Here is a 20388-nt window from a genome sequence, read left to right on the forward strand (position 1 = left end):
CGACTGGAATCGAGGATACGACCCTCAGGCTTGTTGTTACGGACAGGAAGCACTTTGGCGCGAGCCTGCTCGAAGCAACCGGTTCGGCAGACCACCTCGAACAACTGAAGACGTTCGCGGCCGACAAGGGATTCATCCTAAACGCCGACGGGCTTCATCGCGGGAGAAAGCTGATCGCATCAGCGACAGAAGAAGAAATCTACCAAGCTCTAGACTTGCAGTTTATCGAACCTGAATTGCGCGAAGGCAGGGACGAGATTGAGCGGGCGGCAAAGCAGAAGCTACCCGCCCTCATTCGGGATGAAGATCTGCATGGCATCCTGCATTCTCACACGACCGCATCCGATGGCACCGAAATGCTTGAGGCAATGGCTGAAGCCACGCGCAAGCGCGGTTTCGAATACTATGGTGTCGCCGATCATTCGCAGTCCGCTTACTACGCAGGCGGCCTTTCGTTGCAAGAGATTGCTGAACAGCACCGCGAAGCTGACCGGCTGAACAAGGCATACAATGGAAAATTTCGCATACTGAAGGGCATCGAGGCGGACATCTTGGCGGATGGCTCGCTCGATTACCCGTATCATATCCTGGAGCAGTTCGATTTCGTCGTCGCGAGCGTGCACAGCCGCTTCAAGTTGCCCAAGAAGGAACAGACGGAGCGTATCATTGAGGCGATCGGAAACCCTCGGACGACAATCATCGGGCACATGACCGGTCGCCAGCTGTTGCGCCGGCCCGGTTATGATCTCGACGTCGACAAAGTCCTCAAAGCGTGTGCGAAACACGGCGTCGCTGTCGAAATCAACGCACATCCGTGGCGACTCGACCTCGACTGGCGCTGGCATCAAAAGGCACTCGGTCAGGGCTGCATCTTCAGCATCAATCCGGACGCTCATTCGATCCGCGAGCTCGACCACATGCATTGGGGTGTGGAGATGGCGCGCAAGGGCGGTGTCCCTGCGAAGCGGGTCCTGAACGCGATGCGTTTGACCGCCCTCCTTGCGCATCTCGCTCGGCGCAGGCAAACGTCCTAACCTGCTTGTGCGCCCGGCCTATCAGCGCAGGAATCCGTCATTCTCAAAATCTTCCCAGCCGCGCAAACTGGAGTGCGAGTTCTCATCGGGGCCATAGCCCACTGAAGCTGCAGTTCCGCGACCGCTTCTTTGTGCACGTTTCACAGCGGCCTTCCCCGCGGCTCGCCGCCTATTCTCTGCAGCTGTCGCTGCGTCCTGTTCGCGCCAGACCGTAACCAGGTCGCGGTCAAGCACATCCTCCACGTACTGCGGGTCGAACACGTGAAAGGTGATGTTCCTTGCCCGCCCGCGGAGTTTCACCGTTTTCGTCCCGGCGCTCTGCAAGCGGCCATCTTTCAGCCAGCGGTGCCGTTCGGCCGTCGAGATCGTCAGAATGTCCTCGATTTCACGGGGGATTACGGGCAGGTCTTCGATATTCTGCAGTGCTTTGGATACGATCCCGAATACCACCTGCACATCATTCTCTGCGCCCTCAGGCAGGCGCAGGGTAAGCACGCGGGACTCGATATGGAGCAGTTTCCTGAACTCCATTGGAAGGCGGGCGCGTATTTCGAGAAAAATACCCCTCGCTCTGACGGACGATCCAAGCGTTGCAGCCGGGGTTAAAGGCCACTCTCCAATCAGCTTCGCTGTTGCATTGATTTTTCGGCGCGTGGACATGCCCCTTTATATAGGTCACCGATTGTCGGCAGCGATGAGCCGATCGCAAAGCCAACATGAGTTCTAATCCGCCAGCGGTCTGAACCGCGATGCCCTAAAGGCGCAACCACGATTGTTAGCGGGCCCGCTTGCAATTTTCGACACCAGGCGCGTTGCCGCCTGCCGGCTTTGGGCCCCTTGCGGAACGGCCCTACTGGGCTGTAATCGGGACGACTGAAATGGGGCCGGAAGCCGAAGAGCGGCTTCCGGGACGCGGGGACTAGACAGCCGACCTTCGCGTCCAACATAGCGCGGACTGTTTGCGCCGACTCTGCACCTTAGCCGACCTGCCTCGAACCCGGACCGGCGGCGCTCGCTCGCGCTTTGGGCGGAGCGGCTTCAATCCGACTACGCGCTTGATCAGCCTGATGCCGCCTTGGCGCGTTCTGCATCGCACGATTTCACGTGGATCATGTTGGGGTTGTCTTTGAGCTCGGTCGCGGTCGCGCATGCCCGGAGTCCGGCCTTTCGAGCACCTTCGGCAAACAGCTCGGTCTCGCGCTCCATGGCGAACCCGCCAGAAAAGGTGAGAAACTTCTCCGCGGTCCATCCGGGGTCATCTTTGAGGACCTCCGCGGCTGCTTTCTTCGCCTCCTCCGGCTGGTTGAGGTAACCATATATCATAGCAACATAGACCTTCTCAATTGGCCCGGCGCCTTTCATAAGTCTTACATATTTAAGTGCCTTATCGAACTGCTCGCCATAGAAGTATGCAATGTAAAAACTATAATTATACCAGTCTGGATAGTAAGGATTCAGCAAAGCAGCTCGTTCTGCGAGTCGGACCGCTCGTGCAGATTCTCCCTCGGCGAGTCCAGGAATGCTCGTGGCAATCGTCATAAGAGTATCGGCGTCGTTTGGCGCGAGGACTTCCGCCTTGTTGAATTCGGCGAGGGCTTTCGCCGACTCACCCCGCCAGATGAGGGATTGGCCGAGAGCAGCATGGGCCAGATGGTTGTTCGGATCGAGCTCCACCGCTTTTTGGGCGGCCTGCATCATCTTTGAACTTGACTCTTGAAAGTCAGCAAAGCCTTTGCCACCCAACAGGTAATAAACGTAGGCCAAGCCGACGTAGGCCCGCGCCATCTGCGGATCGAGCTCTATGGCTTTTTGGAATAGCTTCTCTCCTTCAATCAACCCATCTTTGGTGACACCGCCCACCGGAGTGAGTGCCACCGCGTCGGCCATCAAATAGGTGTCATAAGCCGTCAGACTGTTGGGTGGCTTGTGCTGGGCGAGTTTCAATTGCGATCTGCGAAAAGCACCGCCGGCGGACGCCAAGCTATTTGCGATCTTTGCCGTGACGTCGCTCTCCACCGCGAAGATGTCTTCGTCGGATCGATCGTAGCGCTCGGACCAGACGTCGGCGCCTGTGGCCGTGTCGACAAGGTGTGTCGTGATCCGAATGCGACCGCCGTCCGCCTGCAGGCTACCCGCAAGAACATACTTAACGCCCAGATCGGCGCCGACTTGGCGGACGTCGACGGCCTTGCCCTTGTAAACGTTGGTCGAGTGACGTGCGATGACGAGAACTTGGTCCGCTTGGGACAGGTCGGTGATTATGTCCTCCGCAATCCCGTCAGCGATCCGCTCCCATTTGGGATCACCTCCAAGGTTCTCGAACGGCAGGACGGCAATCGAGGCCTGATCGACAGCCGCGCCCGATGATTTCCACCAGGCTTGGATGCCGAGTGCGGCACCGGCAGCTATCACCACGAGAACCACCAATCCTGCCGGCATAAGCCATCCACTCCGCAAGCGACGAGCCTTGATTAGGCGGCGCCGAGGCTGCCCCTGCAGATTCACCCGGTAGACCGGGACGGGCTCTGCGATGTTCTTCATACGCTGCTCGCCGACGGCCTCGAAACCGAACGCAAGTTTCTTCTCTACCTCCTTGGCCACCTTGCCGGAGACGTAGACGCCGCCAGGCTCCGCGATCTGCTCCAAGCGCGCGGCTATGTTTACACCTTCCCCGAAGCGGTCGTCGCCATCGACGATCACCTCGCCAAGATTGACGCCGATGCGCACCGCGAAGCGCTGATCCTCTGGAACGGCCGCATTGCGCTCTCGGAGGCCTTTTTGCAGTGCCACGGCGCATTCGACGGCGTCTACTACGCTAGAGAACTCCGCCAGCAGACCGTCGCCCATGAGCTTGAAGATGTGGCCATGGTGGCGGGCAATCTCGGGTTCGAACAGTTCCTTGCGGCCGGTCTTGACACGCTCGAACGTCCCCTGTTCGTCCTGCTCCATCAGTTTGGAGTAGCCAACCACGTCCGCGGCAAGAATGGCTGCAAGCTTTCGGTCCCATGACCGGCCCCCAGGCTTTCAGGCGGCGGCAAAGCTCGCCTCAACGGCAGACATGCGGCGCAAAGCTGCCGTTAACCCCGGCTTAGCAGCGGGCGACCCAATTTGTAATGAGAATGGGAACGTCGTAAAGTGGTGTGAACAAGCAAGAGTCAATTCAAGCAAAGGCCCATTCCGCATCGGTAGGCGCCACCATTCCTTGCCGTAGCCGCCTGTGAAGTTCCTGCCACGAGGGGTCCGTCACGAAGCTGGTCATGCTTCCACATGCCTTGGCAAAGGGAGTATCGCCGAAGCGGTCGAGGAGGCCGCTTGTCACGCCGGTTTCGCCATCCAGGAACTGCTTGAAGGGATCATCATAGCACTCGATGACTCGATGTCCCCAAGCTCCCGGTACGTCGTCGGCTGCCAGAGCCCGCCGAAGATCCTCATCCACGCCTGCGTCCTCAAGCGCCATGCAGATGACGTAGCGCATCAAGGGGTAGTAAAGCGGCTGATAACTGCCTCCCAGCGCTCGCACGCCAGGCAGGATCGACAGAACGAGAAACATCAGCAGAAGATTGGGGATGAGGCTGCGGCCTGCCAGCCGTTCGACAATGTCGGGCACCGTGAAGCGGGCCACCTTCATTCCGGTCGCGGGCTGGACGAGGTCTCCGCCAACCAACCGCAGCGGCAGGCGTTTGCCGTTTTCGTAGAACCAGAAAAAATCGGTACCACGTGCTAGCCAGCCGCTCCATGGACCGGCGGCCAGCCCATCGAGACCAGCAAGGATGTTGGATGCGATCTTGGGGTGTTCCAGCAGCCTTGTCCGTAGCCAGGAGCCTGCGTCTGAAAGATGGTCCGCCACCAAATCGGCAACATCCTCGTCGTCGATCTGCAGGAAGGCAAAGCTGCTTCCAAACAGTTTCGGCCAGAGCATCAGGTTGGCTGCCTTGATGGCATGCGCCGGCCGCTCGAAAGGCGTCCGTGGCAGAAGGCCGCGAAGCTGAGTGAGGGCGTCTCCCTCGGCGTTCGGCTCCGTCGGCATCAGCTCAAACCGGTAGGATCCCGGCCCGGTCAGAAGGCTGTATCCAATCATCCGGCTCCGGCTGAGACCGAAGACATTCGTCGGCACTCCGTCAACGTTGAACCAGCCTGGCCCTTTGCGCGGCCTCTCAACGAGGCTTACCGTTGAGACGGCATAGGAAACATAGGTCGAGCAAGCCTGCGCCGAGAGGCCCAGCAGGCTGAAGACATGTGTGTAATAGGCTTCCGGCTCCAGGAGCAGAAACAAATGTGGACCGGTCTGCAACACGCGGCGCTTTTCGAACTCCCCGCAGATTTGTGCGACGGCTTCGATCGACAGTCCGTTCCGCTCTCCAGCGTTCCTGATCGTGCCCAGCAGTTTGGCAAGCGAGCGGCTGCGAACTTCCGGTTCAGACTTCAGAGCTGGCGCCTTGAACACGCGAGACGCATAGTCCCGGACCGGGCGGGAATAATGGGATCGCATCCACGGGTAGAGCGCGGCGAACGCACCGAGCACGGCCTGCTTGGCGTCTGCGTCTGCTGCTAGCTCGTCCACCTCACGATTCACCCTTTCGCTGCGCGATGCCGAGGCTCAATGCGGGAATGCTGATAAGGAGCGCCACTCCGAAACTGAAGAAGATCGTTGAAGGAGAGACATTGCCGCCCAAACCGGTAATGATGCTGAACATCAGCAAGCCAAGCGCGACGGCGAGACCGTGCATGGCGCCTTTTGCCCTGCCCAACACATTATTGGGGACAGACGACTGCAATGTGACCTCAATGCTCACGCGGCCTAGATTGTAGAGACACCCGAGCATGGTGAAGCAAATAAGTGTCCACGGCGCGCGCAGAGCTATCAACGACATCAGCGCGAGCGCGGTTGAGCCCAAAAGCATGAGATGAAGTATAGGAGCACTTATCCCTCGTGTCAGCCTGACGAGAAGAACTGCGCCGATCAGGGAACCTGCCGACCATGCCGCCTCTAGGTGACCAAAATCCGCCGCAGTCCCCCTCTGCTCTTCGAACACGAAGCTCGATGCCATTGCCGTGAGGAGCACCGCGCCTCCATAGAGAAGCGCGTAGGCGGCAAAGAGACGACACAGGTCGTTATCGACGTTTGGCGCCAGACCTCTGGTCGCCGTGGCGCGCTGCGGCGCCGAGCTTGGCGGCACGGTGGAGAGCGAGCCCGCCGAAACCAGGAAGAACAAGGCAAGTACGGCGAAAGCCGGGGCAGGGGGATGCCCGTCCAGCAAGGGCCCGGCAAGCAATGCGGCTCCGAGACTGCCGAACTGCATGATGAAAAAGACGGCGGAATTTGTGTTCACAAGATCGGTGCCACGCGCCAGGAGCGGGATCATGGCCTGCGAAGCAGTCAGCGCGATCCGGTCGCAAAATGCAAAGGCGACGGCCGACAGGCAAAGGGTTACAAACACGTCTAGGTAGGAAAGCGCGCAAGCTGTGCCGAGCACGATGGCAAAGCGGCCAAGGTCCGCCGCAATGTTCAGCTGTCGTCGGTCGAAGCGATCCGAAGCCAGGCCCGCCAGAGGGCTCGTGACGAATTCCGCGACACTGACGATCGCCAGCAGTATCGCAACGCCTGCGCTGCCCCGGCCGGCTTCGACGAGTGCCCAGGCGGAAGCGATGTAATAGCCGTTGCGGCCGACAGCAGCCGAGAAGGTACTGGCCAGAAACCCAAGCATCACCCGTGTCTGGGTGCCCGGTCTTTTATCGCTGGCAATTCGAATTGCATCTGACACGGGCGGTCCATCCAATGGCCCCTCGTCATAGCCTTTTCGGGGAATCCCGCTTAACAATCATGCTCGGTTTTTCAGATAGTTGCTCAAAAGAGCGGAGGTGTTGATTCAAATCCTGCACCGGCGACGAAAATCGGTCGGACTGAGGCCGAAGGCCCGCTTGAAAGCGATCGTGAAATGGCTTGAGCTGCCGAACCCGCATTCCAGCGCGATCTCTGTCGCGGACATGTTGGTCGATCGCAGCATCTCGGCTGAGCGGTCCAGACGACGCTGTGCGATGAACGCATGGGGCGTCATGCCCGTCGACTGCTTGAAGGCCCTGCTGAAATGGAACCGGCTCACCCCGACCTCTTTTGCCAGGGCAGCCAGAGACGGTATTTCGTCCGGCGAGGATTCGATCATCGCGATGGCACGTCTGAGATCGAAGGACGACAAGCCGCCTTTTGCCGGCTCATGATGGCTGCCGTTCAGCCTGACCATTTGAACGAGCAGTTGCATGGCCTGGCTCTCAACCATTGTCACGCTGATCCGGTCGGGCTGCTTAAGTTCGATGACGATCCGCTGCAAGGCCATCTCGACGGTGGTGTCGCGAAATCCGATCGAAGGGGGCAGATCGCCAGAACGATGGCACGCCATGCCCCCCAACGCTTCGTCAGCGAACCCCTTCTCAATGGATACCAGCAAGTAGGCGGCTGTCGGATCTCCCTCGTCCCACCCCGTCCAATCACTGCCTGCAGGCATATGGATGATTGAACCGGCGCGTCGCGGCGAAAAGGAGATACGACGCCCGTCGATGAAGTCTTCCCCGCGGCTCGCCACTCCCTTCAGGTTCATCAGAAACATATGACCCGGGAAGGAGATGCCCGTTTCCTGGCGCCCTAGACCAGTCCTCTTGATCAAGTCCGCCCGCACGTTTCCCCAACTCTCATGTTGGTGTGCAAACGTTTGATACTGTGAGCGGCGTAACTTTTTTGGGTCGAGGCAAAGAGTATCCACGTAGAGAGCAACCTTCGTACCAAAAGCAGCCCGCCCCTCTCGTGTTGTGCATAACCATGGGTTGCTGGACAAATCACAACTAACTCAGGATTGGTCGAAGATGTCACTTTAGTAAAAAAACGGCAATCGCATGAAAGCCGCCCGTATTTTCCCAGCCTACCAGTGCCTCGCCAAGATTCGAACAAGCTTGAAACATTAGGCCTCTCTTAAATTAGTGGCGTTTCCGCATCGAGCTCTTGGCATCTCACCAAAGCAATGGTGCGGGAGGCATATTCCAATGCGCGGTCTCGACGATTTCCTGGCCGAATGCGATCAAGGTCCGCGGATCAATGAGCTTGCTGGCTTTTTTGCTTCAACGGCCGCGGGCAAAAGCGGGATGCCCGTCCGCAAGCCGGTGGCCGACGCCCGGCTTCTCCCTGGCGATGAACTCCTGCGCGATCTGGTAGATTTGCACGCCAATCGGCAAGGCTTCTTTGACCAGCACTATCACGGCAGCATTCCTTACAGATTGGAAGAGGAGTGCCGGATGGCCTACGCGGTGCTGAAATATGCCCGGTCCCGTGGCGCGCCGCTGTCGCTATACAGCCTTGGAACGGCGGAAGGAACGATGGCCAGGACGCTGTCCGAATTCTCCGGCGGGCAGATTGTCTCGCTGTCGTGCAGCCCGAATCCCGAGAACTTCAAATCCTTCATGGCCTATGGCGAACCGCCCCATGCCGAGTTCTTCATCGGGCCGTTCCACCGGTTGACCAAGGACGTTCTCGGATCCGACCAGCGGCTGGCAAAGTTCACGCAAGGCTTCGACCTTATCCTGGAGGACACGACCTTTCAGATGTACTCGCCCAACAGACTGAAGCAGGTCGAGTTCGTGACCCAGCACCTCAAGAAGGGTGGCATCTTCGTGTTCGTCGAGAAGTTCCGGGCCGTCGATGAAGGCGACTACCAACGTCGCGAGTACCAGAAGGACTACGGTTTCAAAGCGCGGTACTTCCCCCAGGAGGAGATTGACAGAAAGAAGACTGCCGTATTGGGGACCATGTTCAACAATGAGGCCACTTTGGAGGAGATGGCTTGCGCCGTACGCGCGCAGTTTAAGCATTGCGTCATGACGTGGAACAGCGGCAATTTCTGCAGTCTCGCGGCGAGCAACAGCAAGGAAAATCTCGATCTGTACGTGTCACAGATGCCAGGCCCCGCCATTCCGCACGAATATGTCTATGAGGCCGGCATATCCCCGGCTTCGACGATCGTGACGAAAGAGGTCCCACTCTGACGACGCAATGCGATGCCCATTGCCGCAAGGCTTCGATGCAATCACGAGTGCCTGTCGCCTCGCCCTGCGCTCGAGTTGCTGCGCTGCCGGACGAGGCTCTTGATCTGCAGAGCGCGACCTGCTGCGGTGAACAGATCCGATCGCATCGTGGTGAGGCAGGGCTCATCCGCGAAAATATCCGCGAAGTTCAAGCGCCATGACGCGGAACGGGAACGCCATCCAGTTGCTGACATACGCCTTTGCGGCGATGGATCATGGCAGCCTGCGTCAGGCGGCGAGAGTCCTGAGGGTCCAGGAATCCTCGGTCAGTCGCAACGTCGTCAAGCTCGAACAGCTTCTGGAAATGCAGCTCTTCGAACGCAATGTGCGCGGCGTTCGTTTGACCGAGACCGGCCGAACCTGGATCGAAATTGTGCGCGCTCACTACGAGGGGCTGCTGGAAGCCTTCGCTGAGCGGGTCCGCGATAACAACGATGCCAAGACGCTCCGGATTGGATTGTGCTGGGTGAAGGGAGGTAAGTTCCTTAAGCGCCTCATCGATCGTTTCGGAGACAAGTACCCGGACGTCAGCCTGACCATTGAAGATGTCCCATCCGGCCAATGTCTGGCAGCCATTCGCCGCAGGCACTTCGACATCGTATTCACGCACGATATTGGCTCGGCTGGATTCTGCAGCAGCGAAGTGTTTTGGCAAGAACGTCTCTTCGTGCTCCTGCCGTCGTCTCATGGTCTTGCCGAGAAGCCCTTCCTCACCTGGGCTGACCTTGCCGATATGTGCCTGCTCGTTCCGGTCGGGTTGGACGGACCGCCGTTGGATCTGCGCTTGCTCGAACGCATCACGGCCGACGGTGGCCCGGCCGTTCAAACATGCCGCGCCAACCAGGCTACCGTCATCTTTCAGGTGCAGCTGGGGCAAGGCGTCACTTTGGCCGAGGCGAGCTATGCCAGGACCGCTTCCATCGATTCCGCCCTGTGGAAACCGCTTGGCGGGAAAAACAGCGTCAGCCCGATCAGGGGCGTTTGGCTCGAATCGAATCCAAAGCGGGCTGTCCTGCGCCTGGTCGGGCTCGCCAGGAACATGGCTGCAGCAAGTCGAAGGCCGGGACGCGCGCCGCGCGCCTAGAGCGCCAGAGCCCTTTTGAGATCGTCATGCTCGAAAGCGCTCGCCATCCGGTTGATCTCCGCCGGTCGCGCCCCCACGGCCTTGGCAACATCGCGCCAGGTCGACGTCACCACGGCGACCTCCTTGATGATCGTTCGCGCCTGCGGGAGCGTCAGCGCGAAGAACCCGGCGGCGGTCTCCAGAAGATCAAGCGAACACGTCCCTTCATCGAGATCGATGTTGGTCGTCAGAACCCGCGGCTTGAGATCCGTCGGGACCGGATTGAGATCGTAGGCAGGCGATAGCGACCATCCTGCCTTTCCCAGCCAAAGGAAGCCGTGATTGCGCAGGTGGTCGTCGACGTTGGAAATCAGCACGTTGAAGGCGACACGGCGATAGAGGGCATGCGCGTCGGTCTTTCCTTGCGCGCCATGTTGGGTGAGCGCATCGACCATCTCAGGGTAGCTGCCGCGCTCGCCGTCCCGGGCACCCATCATCGCCATGGCGGACAGGAATGGAACGCGGATCGCGGCTTCACGATCGAAACGCGTCGAGAGCATCACAGGCTTGCCGGCAACTTCGATCAGTTCGTGTCGTGGCGTGGCGATGCCTGCCTGGCCAGCCAGGCGCAACGCGATCTCCTCCCAGGTCTCAATGCTGTAGTCGTCCGTCTCTTTTGGAAACTTGGCGATCGCGAGGTGGCCATGTTGGTCAATGACCGAGGCCTTCGGCCGCGCTCCGCCTAGGGAAGAACCTGGTGCGAAGATCATTTGCAGATCTTCGTCGGTCTCCTCATCGCGTAGAATTCGCTCGGTGATTTGCAGCAGCCGGCCGAGTTCGATGAGGGCAGGGACGCCGTCACGGATCGGCGCCAGGTATAGCTCGGTGCCGACCAACCGGAAGCGGAGCGCGCCAAGTCGTGTCTGATCCGCCACGCCGAGAAGATAATCGCTCTCGGTGAGAGAGCGAACGGCACGTTTCTCACGTTCAGCGAGACGCCGCTCGGCGCGCTGCATGAGGCGTCGCCCCCAGGTATCAGGCGCCGAGTCGCCGATTGAGCCAAACGTAGCCAGCCCGGCAGGCGGAGCAAAGGCGCCACGGGTGAGAGCCAGAGCCGGCTCCAGGGAAAACCGGTCCGGGTCGTCGAGCCATGCAGCGTCATACTCGAAGAGGATCGTTTCCGCACCGCGGACCCGATTGCTTCTCGCCAGGCCGACAGGGCGGGTGTGGCCGCCAAGATCGATATGGACCTCAAAGTCAGCCATCGCGAGACGTCCTGGCCGGCCGCCTGAGATGCGTGTGCTTTGGTAGATCGGCGCTCGCCAGCGTCTGACCGACGGTGTCGTTGGCGATATCAGCGATCTGGCTCAGGCCATCGAGGAGGCCGAGCGCCTGAAGAACGCCGGCATATATGCCGATGCTGACATTCGTGTCGCCAGCTTCGACCCGTTGCAATGTCGAGCGCGAGGTGAAGGCCCGCTCGGCCACCACCGCCATTGGAAGCCGCCGCCGCCGCCGCGCGTCATGGATATCCGCTCCCAGCTTGCGCAGGGCGCGTCTGACGGCGGCTGGCGGGTTGTGGGGAGTGGGCATTTTGATACCTTCGCGCTACAAATTACGCCAATATGTAGCACGAAGACTACAATTTTGCCAATCAGGTTCAAAAACAACTTACCAGTGCGCAATCTGCTTGCGGGCGGCGGGAGCAATTCCAGCACGTGCGCGGTGATTGTGCGCTCGCTTGAATTGCGTTCTGGCCAAATACAGGGCGGTGTTCGTGTGATCGCGTCGGGCAGCAACTGACGAGAGATATCCGCGGGGCACCGGCGCGCTCATCATCCATTGGAAAGACATTTGCGGTGGATCAAAGCCGGACTCGTCGTCGTGATGCCAAAGATGGCAAGCGGAGCCCCTGTCGAAGCGATCCGTGCCACCGCGCCGCAAGCCGCGCGGCGAAGGGGCCCAACTCGCATGCCAATGGCGGCCTGCTGGGTCGGTCCCTTGATCTGCCCGGCGCTGCACGACCATGCGGTTGCGGTCGAACCGCCAGGCTCGTCAAGGCCGAGTCGACGCGGTGATGGGCAAGTTCTTCCGTGCCGTGATGGAGCTGAACGAGGCCGCGAAGAACCTCCGCATCGTCGGTCCGCACGAGACGGCCTCGACCCGGCTTCAGGGCAACTGCGCCTGCTGGAGCCGCTGGCGCCCATCCATCAAAGGATCAATGTCGAGATCGTCGCTCTGGCCGCCGACCTCCTGCCGTGAGTGCTTCCGGTCGGATGCTTCGACACGGGATTCCATTCGGCCCGACCAAGGCTCGCCAAGATCTATGGCCTCCCACGCGCGCTGACCAAGGCGGGCATGTTTACTATGGTTTTCACAGCCTTTCCTACAGCCACATCGCTTCGAAGCTGCGCAAGCGTTGCGGCCCGGCCACCGGCGGCCGGGCGATCCTCGCCCATCTCGGCAGCGGTGCCAGCCTGTGCGCCATGGACGCTGGACGAAGCGTCGCCACGACGATGGGGTTTTCGACGCTTGATGGCCTCGTCATGAGCACTCGCTGCGGCGCCTCGGAATGCGCGCGCCAATGGCAGCGGCAGCTTCAGGCTTGCAATCGCGGCGAGGCCCGTTGCTGCGGCAGCGGCAGGCGCGCCGAGCATCTGAGATACGATGTGCTGATCGACCGGTGCTGCCCGCGCGGTCGTTTTCATCGGCGGTGGCGTCATCACCTTCGAACTGGGCCACGTCTACGCGCGCGCCGGCGATCCTCGAAGCGCTGCCGCATCTGCTGGGAACATTCTATGCCGCTGCCGTCATCCAATCCTTAGCGAGAGAGAACGCATTTGCGTTCATAGCCGCACCCTGGCCTGGGTAGAAGGATCGACAAGATCGACGGACGCTGCCGCCGGGCGAAAAAGTCATCAGCGCTGATCCAGGTGGTCGGCTGACTTCTGATCGTTGGTGCCCAATGCTCGATGTAAAGATCCAATTGGTCGGGCTCAAAGACAACCATCCAGTTTCCGCGGTGGTCCCCGCAAGTCGGTATGTCAGTGTGCTGGAACTGAAATCCCGTGCCTGTGTATTATTGCTGACCCTTCCGCAACCGTTTGGGCTTGAAGCGGCAACGCTTATGGTCTGCCAGGCGCGGCAAGTGACCAAGTAGCCTCACTCGCTCATCGCATGAAGCACGTCGTGCTTGATGATCTCGATGCTGCGCAGATTGAGCAGGCGGATGATGCCGTTGTCCTTCAGCCGGGTGAAAACTCGCGACACGGTCTCGATGGTGAGGCCGAGATAATCGCCGATATCCATGCGCGACATCGGCAGTTCGATCTGCCGCAACCCGCCCTGCCGCTCCCCCATGTCGACCAGGAACGCGGCGACGCGTTCGATGGCATTTTGGCGGCCGAGGACCAAGAGATGTTCCTGCGCTCTCGTCAGGCCCTTGAGAGCCAGCGGGAGCAGCTGGCGGGAGATATCCGCACCAGTGGCAAAGCGGAAGACGCGCACACCCGTGGCATTGATGGCTTCGGCGAAGAAATGATGGGTGATGTCGGCTTCGAAGCCGAATGTCTCTCCCGCCAGATGGAAGGCGCTTATCTGCCTGCGACCGTCTGCAAGCAGGCGGTAAACACGCACGGCGCCAAACTCGACCTGATAGAAGGCGCCGGCCTTTTCACCTTGCGCATAAATTTCCGAACCGGAGGGAAAGAAGCTGACCGGCTGTAGCGGAGTCGGATCGAACGCCGCAGGCAGGTTCGACTGCAAAGAATGTGACGGCAGCGAAATTCTGGAGGTCGATTGGGCGTGCATGGCTGTTTTCCCGGTTGATCCGCAACACAGTAATCGCGCGAATCCGCAGGCCGCGAAATTCGGTTATGTCCTTACGGGAAACTACGTATCACTGAAGAGGTGATGCTGCGGCTGGGGAAAGGCTTAGTTGATAGTGTCTCGTCCGACGCGGCCTCGATGGTTCCAGTGCGCGAATTGGGATGAGCGGAGGTGAGACAGTATCATCGTGGGCGCTCCACCGAGGTCACCGTCAGGTAGGGGCCCGGCCGATACCTTGTTTGGCCCCCAACAAAAACTGCTCCGAACTGCCGCGGCCGGACAACGCCCGGTGAAGTCGCGCGGCTTGAGCGATCTGCACACATTGCCTGGACGACCACGGCCGACTTTGCCGTGCCTGATTGGCTAAAGGGCCAGCCCACCGAGCTTGCGCATTTGTTTGATCCACTTTGTCCGCGTTGTATCGCTGGCGCCCGCGACCATGCCGAACAACGTCTCGCGTACCGGGCTAATGCCGGCAAAATAAAGGATGCTGCGCCGCATGGCGGCAATGCCGTGGCCGAGGAACCAGAGCCGGTAAACAACGGAAGGCATGCCCATCGTGACCACGACGCGAGCGGAGCGGCCGCGGAGCAGTTTCCTGGGCAAGCCGCCCCCCTTGTCAGGGTAGGTAAAGGCAGTTCCCGGCCGCATGACCTGTTCCAGAAAAGCCTTGAGCAGAGCCGGCACGGTCCCGAGCCACAGCGGAAACACAAATACAATGTGCTCCGCCCAGACTATCGCTTCAGCGGCGTCCTTTAGGCTCTCGGGAATCGCGCCGTGCTCGAACTCCTGCACCGTCCGAAGCATTGGAAAATCGAGCGCCGCGAGGTCGACCCGGCGGACGACATGCCCCGCCAGTTCCGCACCCTCGGCATAGGCCTTGGCGAGACTACGGCAGAGCCGGTGCGGCGATGGATCGGGATGGCCGACAACAATCAAGATGCGCCGCGGCATGAGTTACCTCCGAGGTGGCTTGGCAGCAACCGGAGTGCCGGAATTTCGGGGTGAGACCCTTCAAGCTGATCATGGCGTACTCCTTCGCGGAGTTTCATAAGGCGGCTGTCCGTTTTGGCCCTTGATCGGCATCAAAAGAGGCCAGTTCTCGGCGCAATCCGAAGGTCAAGGGCAACAACATCGTGCCATAGCCGGCTATTGCGGCGACGAGCCTAAGGAGAGCGCCGCGGCAATTGCGGGAATGCCAACCGAAGCGATCAAGCTTGGCTCGACGATAAAAACCACGGCGCAGACGCCTAGCAAAGAAACCATTGCGGCCAGCGACGCCGCGCCAACGAGCGGCAGAGGATTGCCTCCCGACACGGCGTTGCGGGCCAGCGTCAGGGGTTACGGCGGTGGAAGAGACGATCGCGCCGGCGGGCGAGCTGACAAGCAGGCCGCGGGTGGTCCACAGGGCGCGAAACGGCGACATAGCCAGCGAACGATATCGACGCCATCAGAACCATGAGGAACCAGACTTCCCATGGGTTGAAGCCACCCTTAGGATCAGCGCGGAACGAAGCTCGATCCAGGTCAGCCGGTTCAGGAGGCCGTGCGGGATTTCGCGACCAGCAAGGATGGCCGCGCGTGCTGCTCCTCTCTGCCGAAGCGGCGCGGTAATCGCCAGCGACGGACAATGCACCGAGCGTGAATACGCAAAGGGCTGCTACTACCGATCGGGCGCGTCCCATTCCCGCCAGCCGCGCTCCAGTCCGATGAGCAAGCCTATGGTCAGTGCAAGTCCGAGCCGGGCGATGAGCGGATCCACGATTTGAGGACTTCAGGCGCCGGCCATCGGCAGGTGGTCGCGGATCCACCTGACGATCTGTCCCGCCGTCATTGCGCCGGATGTGCGCGCAACCTCATGTCCGCCGTGGAACAGGATCATGGTCGGGATGGCGCGAATGCCAAGCCTGGCTGAAACGGCCCGCTCATTATCGGAGTTGAGCTTGATCAGCCGAACATGCGGTTCCAGTTCGTTTGCTGCCGCTTCATATGCGGGCGCCATCATCTTGCAGGGGCCGCACCATGGCGCCCAGACATCCACGACAACGGGAAGGCTGCCTCGCTTGAGCTGACGATCGAAGGTTCGTGCGTCGACGTCCTCGGGGTGACCTGAGAACAGCTTTTTCCCGCATATTCCGCATTTTGCGTTTTTAGCGTCGCGCGCTGGCGGCAGTCGATTGATCCCGCCGCATTTGCTGCAAACCACCCGAGTTTCCTGCGCCATCGCCCTTCACCACTGGCTCATTTCTACGTGCGCAGAGAATGCCTATCCCCAAGCTGGCCAGCACTTCCATCTTTTTTGCGCGATGGACGATTAGCATGAAAACGGATTGCCGGCACAATCCACGGCGGCTGTGCCCGCAGTGTTCGGACGGGAAAGCACGCTATTCCTTTGCTTCCCGACCCGACGCCTCCTTGACAATGATCCTGAAGAAAACATGCGGAGTGCTGTCCGAAACAGGAGGCGTAACCGGCTTCAGAGCGCCAGGCTCCCACCAGTCGACGTGTTTGCTCAACACCGACCACGCATGGTCGCGCTGAACCTTGTAGCCGATCCGGTCAGGCAGTTCTTCATAGACACCATCGACAACCACGCTTCTCCATGCCCGCCCTTGGCCGCGTTCGTCGACCTGGACGGACACCAGCGGATTGGAACGCATCCAGTCGACCTTTTTGCCCGGCATGGAAAATGCATAAAGGTGATTGTCGGCGTGGGCATAGTAGAATGGCACGACGTAGGGCTGTCCATCCTTGGCGCATGCCAAGTGACCGACCCGATTGGCCGTCAGCAACTTTGTACATTCCAAAGCAGAAAGCGTGCGGATCAGCAACGGCGCGATCTCCTGTTTTTCGTGACTGCACGGCGGCGTCGGTGCTACACCGACTCTGATATCCGGCATCGCGGATCGTAAACCTGTCGCCAGAGAGGTCATTGATCACGATCAAGGAAGTCGGTCGGCCGACAGACGAATCGACAACCACGGCTGGGCTCGCCGGTGACTCGCATGGCCGCTCATATCAGTTATCAGCGTTCATGCCGGAGCGGGGATTCGGAAAATGATCCAGATCAAGGCGAGGCCTGCTGCTCCCACCCATCATAGAGGATGATGTGGAAGCCGATCTCAAGCGCTCCGTTCGATCGTGAACTCGAACTGGCCGTCCTCGACGAGGACGGCGAACATGCGCTTATCTTTCCTTGCATAAAGGAGCGAGAAGGCTGGAAGAACGCCGCCACCCGCGTACGCATCGACGTTCACCCGACCCACTGGCGAGACTGGGTGCGGGATAGGGTTCCGCTAAACGACGGGACGTCACTCCGTGACGCGCTTTAAGGTTTGGATTCCACAACCAACGCCATGCGCACGAGATGCGACAGACTGCTCGCGGCCATCTTGCTCATGACATTGGCGCGATGGATCTCGACTGTGCGCGGGCTGATGCCAAGATCGTAGGCAATCGTCTTGTTCGGCAGGCCGGACACAAGGCCGTCCAGCACTTGTCGCTCTCGCTCCGACAGGGCCGCCAGACGATCGCGGATTTCCACGCTTTGTGGGTGTGTTGCCTCCGCCCGATTACGATTGTCCAATGCGGAGCGGATCGCTTCGATCAAGACCTCGTCATCAAACGGCTTTTCGATGAAGTCGGCGGCACCTTCCTTCATCGCCTGAACAGCGAGCGCCACATCGGCATGACCCGTCATAACGATGACCGGAAGCGTATGCCCGCGGGTCCGGAGTTGTCGCAGGAACTCGATGCCGTCAATGCCCGGCATGCGCACGTCGGTCACAATGCAGCCGTCGAGATGGCTCGTCGCGTTAGCCAGAAGGGCTGTCGCCGATTCATACAGGCGCACGGCGAAATCAGCCGTCGCCAGGAGAAAACCGAGCGATTTGCGAACGTCCACGTCATCGTCGACCACGTGCACAAGACGGTTACCGGCCATTGGCGACCTCTTCTCTCTCCACGATGCGCAAGGTGAACCGGAACGCAGTTCCTCCACTCGGCATTGCCTCGGCCCAGATGTGGCCACCATGCGACTCGACAATGGTACGGCAAATTGAGAGGCCGACGCCCATGCCCTGTTTTTTGGTGGTGACAAATGGCTGGAAAAGCTGGGCGGAGACTTCCGGCGCGAGACCAGTACCTGTGTCGATCACGCTTACCTCTGCCATGCCGTCGTCGCGGGCCACGGTTATGACTTGCAACTCACGGCGTGGCACGCCTTGCATGGCCTCTATCGCGTTGCGCATCAGATTGAGCAGAACCTGCTGAATCTGGATGCGGTCGGTCAAGACCAGTTCGGCGGCGGGATCGAGTTTGTAGGTAACGCGGACATCAATTTCTCTTGCACCGACCAGGGCCAGGGACGAGGCTTCCTCGATCAGTGTGGGAAGACGTTCGACCTGACGCTCGCTCTCGCCTCTTGCGACGAAGTCCCGAAGATGGCGAATGACGTCTCCGGCCCTCAAGGCCTGTTCCGCTGCCTTTTCCACGGCCTCCCTCAACATCGGCGCGTTCTCTTCTGTGCTTTTTGCGAGAAGCCGGCGGCTGCCTTTGAGGTAGTTCGTGATTGCCGTGAGGGGTTGATTGATCTCATGCGCCAGTGTCGAAGCCATTTCGCCCAGCGCGGTAAACCGCGCCATGTGGAGAAGCTCCTGCTGCTGCTCCTGTATTCTCGCTTCCGCTCTGTAGCGTTCGGTCAAGTCCCGGCAGAAGCCGGTAAAGAAGCGGCCGGTCCCAGGATGCATTTCACCGACGGCAAGTTCCATCGGAAAGGTTGAGCCATCCTTACGCATTCCGGTGACGGTGCGGCCGAGCCCGATGATGCGGCGCTCACCGGTCGATAGATAGCGGTGCAGATAAGCGTCATGCTCTTCGCGGTAGGGCGACGGCATCAGCAGATTGACGTTCTGACCGATGACTTCGCTCGACTGGTAACCAAACAGCGTTTCAGCAGCCGTGCTGAAGGATTGAATAAGGCCTTGTTCATCGATGACGACCATTGCATCGGGCACCGTGGCCAGGATCGAACGCAAATGGTCTTCGCGCAACCGGAGGGCGGCGTTCGCAAAGGAAAGCTCGCTAACATCGGTGCCTTCGACGAAAATAGCCGTGACGCGACCGTCGTCGGCCTTGATGGGCTGATAGACGAAATCGAGGATGCGCTCTTCGACCGGCTCGTCATGGCTGTTGCGAAGGGCGACCTTCACGCCCTGACCTCTGTAGGGTTCGCCCGTTTCGTACACCTGGTCCAGCAGTTCGTAGAAACCCTGGCCTTCAAGCTCGGGCAGGGCCTCGCGTACCGACTTTCCTATCACTTGCCTTTGGCCGATCAGGCGCTGATAGGCGGCATTGGTCAACTCAAAGACATGACCCGGCTCACGCATCAATGTCATGAAACCGGGGGCTTGCTCGAACATCTGGGCCAGCCGGTTGTGTTCGGCCGTGGTCTGCCCCTGGCCGCGAACGTCGGTCGACAAGTCACGTCTTTGTCTGTCGTCCAAATCAAGTCCTTTGATCAGGAAACCCGCACCGCAGTCTAGTTATCATTCATCGCTCTTTCTGCACACGCAAAACCATGATGCCAAATCGTCACGATCAAGCGGGTTGGTAATGCACTTTGACGCGCATCAAGGCGCCGCAGGCCAATGCACCTCATGCTGCATTCAACGGCTCCAGCGAAAGGCGCCTCCAGTGTCTTACAGATCAATTGCCGTGAACCTCGCCATCGATGCACCTCCTGCGGGAATGGTGAGCCTGGGGTTGGACTTGCTGAAAGCTTGGCGCTCACCTTATCGGCCTCGCGGCTGCGGATATCCCGCCTCTGGTCGCGACTGGCGACGGTATGGTCTACGAAGGCGAGATCATGCAGATCCAGCGAACGGAAATCGAGAAACGGCTGGCCGAACTGCGCGCCGACTTCGAGAGGCTGGTTCCTGCCTCGATCTCAAGCGAATGGGGGCAAGCCGTCTGCAGCCCGACGCACTTCCTCAGCGTTTCGGCCCGCGCGGCCGACCTCATCGTGACCGGCGGCGACAAAGGAGAAGATGTCTATCGCGCCGCTGATATCCGTAGCCTTGTGCTCGGCACAGGCCGGCCAGTACTCGCCGCTGCAAGCCAAATCGAAGATGGTATGGCAAAAACCGTGCTGGTCGCCTGGAAGGAGACCAGGGAGGCGCGACGGGCGCTGACCGACGCATTGCCCTTCTTGGCCGGCCACCGACGTCGTCATCGCCACAATCGACAGCGAGCGCGACGACGGCATTCGTGACAGCCTCGCGGATGTCGCGGTCTTTCTTGAGCATCACGGCATCATGGCGCGGACCGAGTTCATCCGTGGTGACGCTGACGGTGAGCATCTGTTGGCATTTGCGCGCTCAATCAACGCCGACCTGA

The 20388-nt window shown here is 60.0% G+C and carries 19 protein-coding genes and 1 pseudogene; 6 read left to right on the plus strand and 14 right to left on the minus strand.

Annotated elements, in window-relative coordinates; genetic code table 11:
* Nucleotides 1-1034 (plus strand): PHP domain-containing protein (locus NKH98_RS27230; protein ID WP_352903252.1); only part of this gene is annotated, 1034 nt, incomplete at its 5' end.
* Nucleotides 1035-1055: 21 nt separating this feature from the next.
* Here the strand turns inward: NKH98_RS27230 and NKH98_RS27235 are convergent.
* From NKH98_RS27235 to NKH98_RS27255, 5 genes are all read right to left on the minus strand, one after another.
* Complete coding sequence (locus tag NKH98_RS27235; protein ID WP_352903254.1) at nt 1056-1694, minus strand: hypothetical protein; 639 nt, start codon at nt 1692-1694, stop codon at nt 1056-1058.
* 399 nt (nt 1695-2093) lie between these two features.
* Nucleotides 2094-4019 carry an adenylate/guanylate cyclase domain-containing protein gene (locus NKH98_RS27240; RefSeq protein ID WP_352903306.1) on the minus strand — a complete coding sequence of 642 codons (1926 nt, stop codon included), beginning with the start codon at nt 4017-4019 and terminating at the stop codon, nt 2094-2096.
* Nucleotides 4020-4194: 175 nt separating this feature from the next.
* Nucleotides 4195-5595 (minus strand): hypothetical protein, encoded by a 1401-nt coding sequence (locus NKH98_RS27245; RefSeq protein ID WP_352903255.1) that lies wholly within the window; start codon nt 5593-5595, stop codon nt 4195-4197.
* Between the two features lies 1 nt (nt 5596).
* Nucleotides 5597-6811, minus strand: coding sequence for an MFS transporter (locus NKH98_RS27250; RefSeq protein ID WP_352903257.1), 1215 nt, complete (start codon nt 6809-6811; stop codon nt 5597-5599).
* A gap of 90 nt (nt 6812-6901) precedes the next feature.
* Complete coding sequence (locus NKH98_RS27255) at nt 6902-7627, minus strand: helix-turn-helix domain-containing protein (RefSeq protein ID WP_352903259.1); 726 nt, start codon at nt 7625-7627, stop codon at nt 6902-6904.
* 439 nt (nt 7628-8066) lie between these two features.
* Here NKH98_RS27255 and NKH98_RS27260 point away from each other — a divergent pair, with 439 nt between their 5' ends.
* Together NKH98_RS27260 and NKH98_RS27265 are read left to right on the plus strand one after the other, a co-directional pair.
* On the plus strand, nt 8067-9062 hold the full coding sequence (locus tag NKH98_RS27260) for a class I SAM-dependent methyltransferase (protein WP_352903261.1): 996 nt from the start codon (nt 8067-8069) through the stop codon (nt 9060-9062).
* A 196-nt stretch (nt 9063-9258) separates the two neighbouring features.
* Nucleotides 9259-10185 (plus strand): LysR family transcriptional regulator, encoded by a 927-nt coding sequence (locus tag NKH98_RS27265; protein ID WP_352903263.1) that lies wholly within the window; start codon nt 9259-9261, stop codon nt 10183-10185.
* Here NKH98_RS27265 and NKH98_RS27270 read toward each other — a convergent pair.
* Together NKH98_RS27270 and NKH98_RS27275 are read right to left on the minus strand one after the other, a co-directional pair.
* Complete coding sequence (locus NKH98_RS27270) at nt 10182-11429, minus strand: type II toxin-antitoxin system HipA family toxin (protein ID WP_352903265.1); 1248 nt, start codon at nt 11427-11429, stop codon at nt 10182-10184. The two genes, NKH98_RS27265 and NKH98_RS27270, sit on opposite strands and share 4 nt — an antisense overlap.
* Entirely contained in the window at nt 11422-11757 is a 336-nt protein-coding gene (locus NKH98_RS27275; RefSeq protein WP_352648100.1) for a helix-turn-helix domain-containing protein, read from the minus strand. The genes NKH98_RS27270 and NKH98_RS27275 overlap by 8 nt, the downstream gene beginning before the upstream one ends.
* Before the next feature lie 508 nt (nt 11758-12265).
* Here NKH98_RS27275 and NKH98_RS27280 point away from each other — a divergent pair.
* Both NKH98_RS27280 and NKH98_RS27285 read left to right on the plus strand, forming a co-directional pair.
* Nucleotides 12266-12511, plus strand: coding sequence for a hypothetical protein (locus NKH98_RS27280; protein ID WP_352903307.1), 246 nt, complete (start codon nt 12266-12268; stop codon nt 12509-12511).
* A complete protein-coding gene (locus NKH98_RS27285) occupies nt 12441-12989 on the plus strand; it encodes a hypothetical protein (RefSeq protein WP_352903267.1) in 549 nt (182 codons plus the stop codon). Before NKH98_RS27280 ends, NKH98_RS27285 begins: the two co-directional genes overlap by 71 nt.
* A gap of 337 nt (nt 12990-13326) precedes the next feature.
* Here NKH98_RS27285 and NKH98_RS27290 read toward each other — a convergent pair whose 3' ends face one another.
* The 7 genes and pseudogenes from NKH98_RS27290 to NKH98_RS27320 all read right to left on the minus strand — a co-directional run bounded on the left by NKH98_RS27290 (nt 13327) and on the right by NKH98_RS27320 (nt 19412).
* On the minus strand, nt 13327-13974 hold the full coding sequence (locus NKH98_RS27290) for a helix-turn-helix domain-containing protein (RefSeq protein ID WP_352903269.1): 648 nt from the start codon (nt 13972-13974) through the stop codon (nt 13327-13329).
* A 381-nt stretch (nt 13975-14355) separates the two neighbouring features.
* The gene (locus tag NKH98_RS27295) at nt 14356-14946 is read right to left on the minus strand and encodes an NAD(P)H-dependent oxidoreductase (RefSeq protein ID WP_352903271.1); all 591 of its coding nucleotides are present in this window, start codon (nt 14944-14946) and stop codon (nt 14356-14358) included.
* Nucleotides 14947-15156: 210 nt separating this feature from the next.
* Nucleotides 15157-15754 (minus strand): annotated as a pseudogene (locus NKH98_RS27300) (DUF4010 domain-containing protein); the annotation flags it as partial.
* A gap of 12 nt (nt 15755-15766) precedes the next feature.
* A complete protein-coding gene (gene trxC, locus NKH98_RS27305) occupies nt 15767-16216 on the minus strand; it encodes a thioredoxin TrxC (protein WP_352903273.1) in 450 nt (149 codons plus the stop codon).
* A gap of 160 nt (nt 16217-16376) precedes the next feature.
* Entirely contained in the window at nt 16377-16823 is a 447-nt protein-coding gene (locus NKH98_RS27310; RefSeq protein WP_352903309.1) for a pyridoxamine 5'-phosphate oxidase family protein, read from the minus strand.
* Nucleotides 16824-17320: 497 nt separating this feature from the next.
* Nucleotides 17321-17935: a response regulator FixJ gene (fixJ, locus tag NKH98_RS27315; protein ID WP_352778578.1), complete on the minus strand. Its 615-nt coding sequence runs from the start codon at nt 17933-17935 to the stop codon at nt 17321-17323.
* Entirely contained in the window at nt 17925-19412 is a 1488-nt protein-coding gene (locus NKH98_RS27320; RefSeq protein ID WP_352903311.1) for a PAS domain S-box protein, read from the minus strand. The genes fixJ and NKH98_RS27320 overlap by 11 nt, the downstream gene beginning before the upstream one ends.
* A gap of 425 nt (nt 19413-19837) precedes the next feature.
* On the opposite strand from NKH98_RS27320, the gene NKH98_RS27325 reads away from it, so the two are divergent.
* Nucleotides 19838-20263, plus strand: a complete 426-nt coding sequence (locus NKH98_RS27325) for a hypothetical protein (RefSeq protein ID WP_352903275.1) — start codon at nt 19838-19840, stop codon at nt 20261-20263.
* Nucleotides 20264-20388: the final 125 nt, after the last annotated feature.

It is taken from the genome of Mesorhizobium sp. M0833, assembly GCF_040319905.1.
GTDB lineage: Bacteria > Pseudomonadota > Alphaproteobacteria > Rhizobiales > Rhizobiaceae > Mesorhizobium.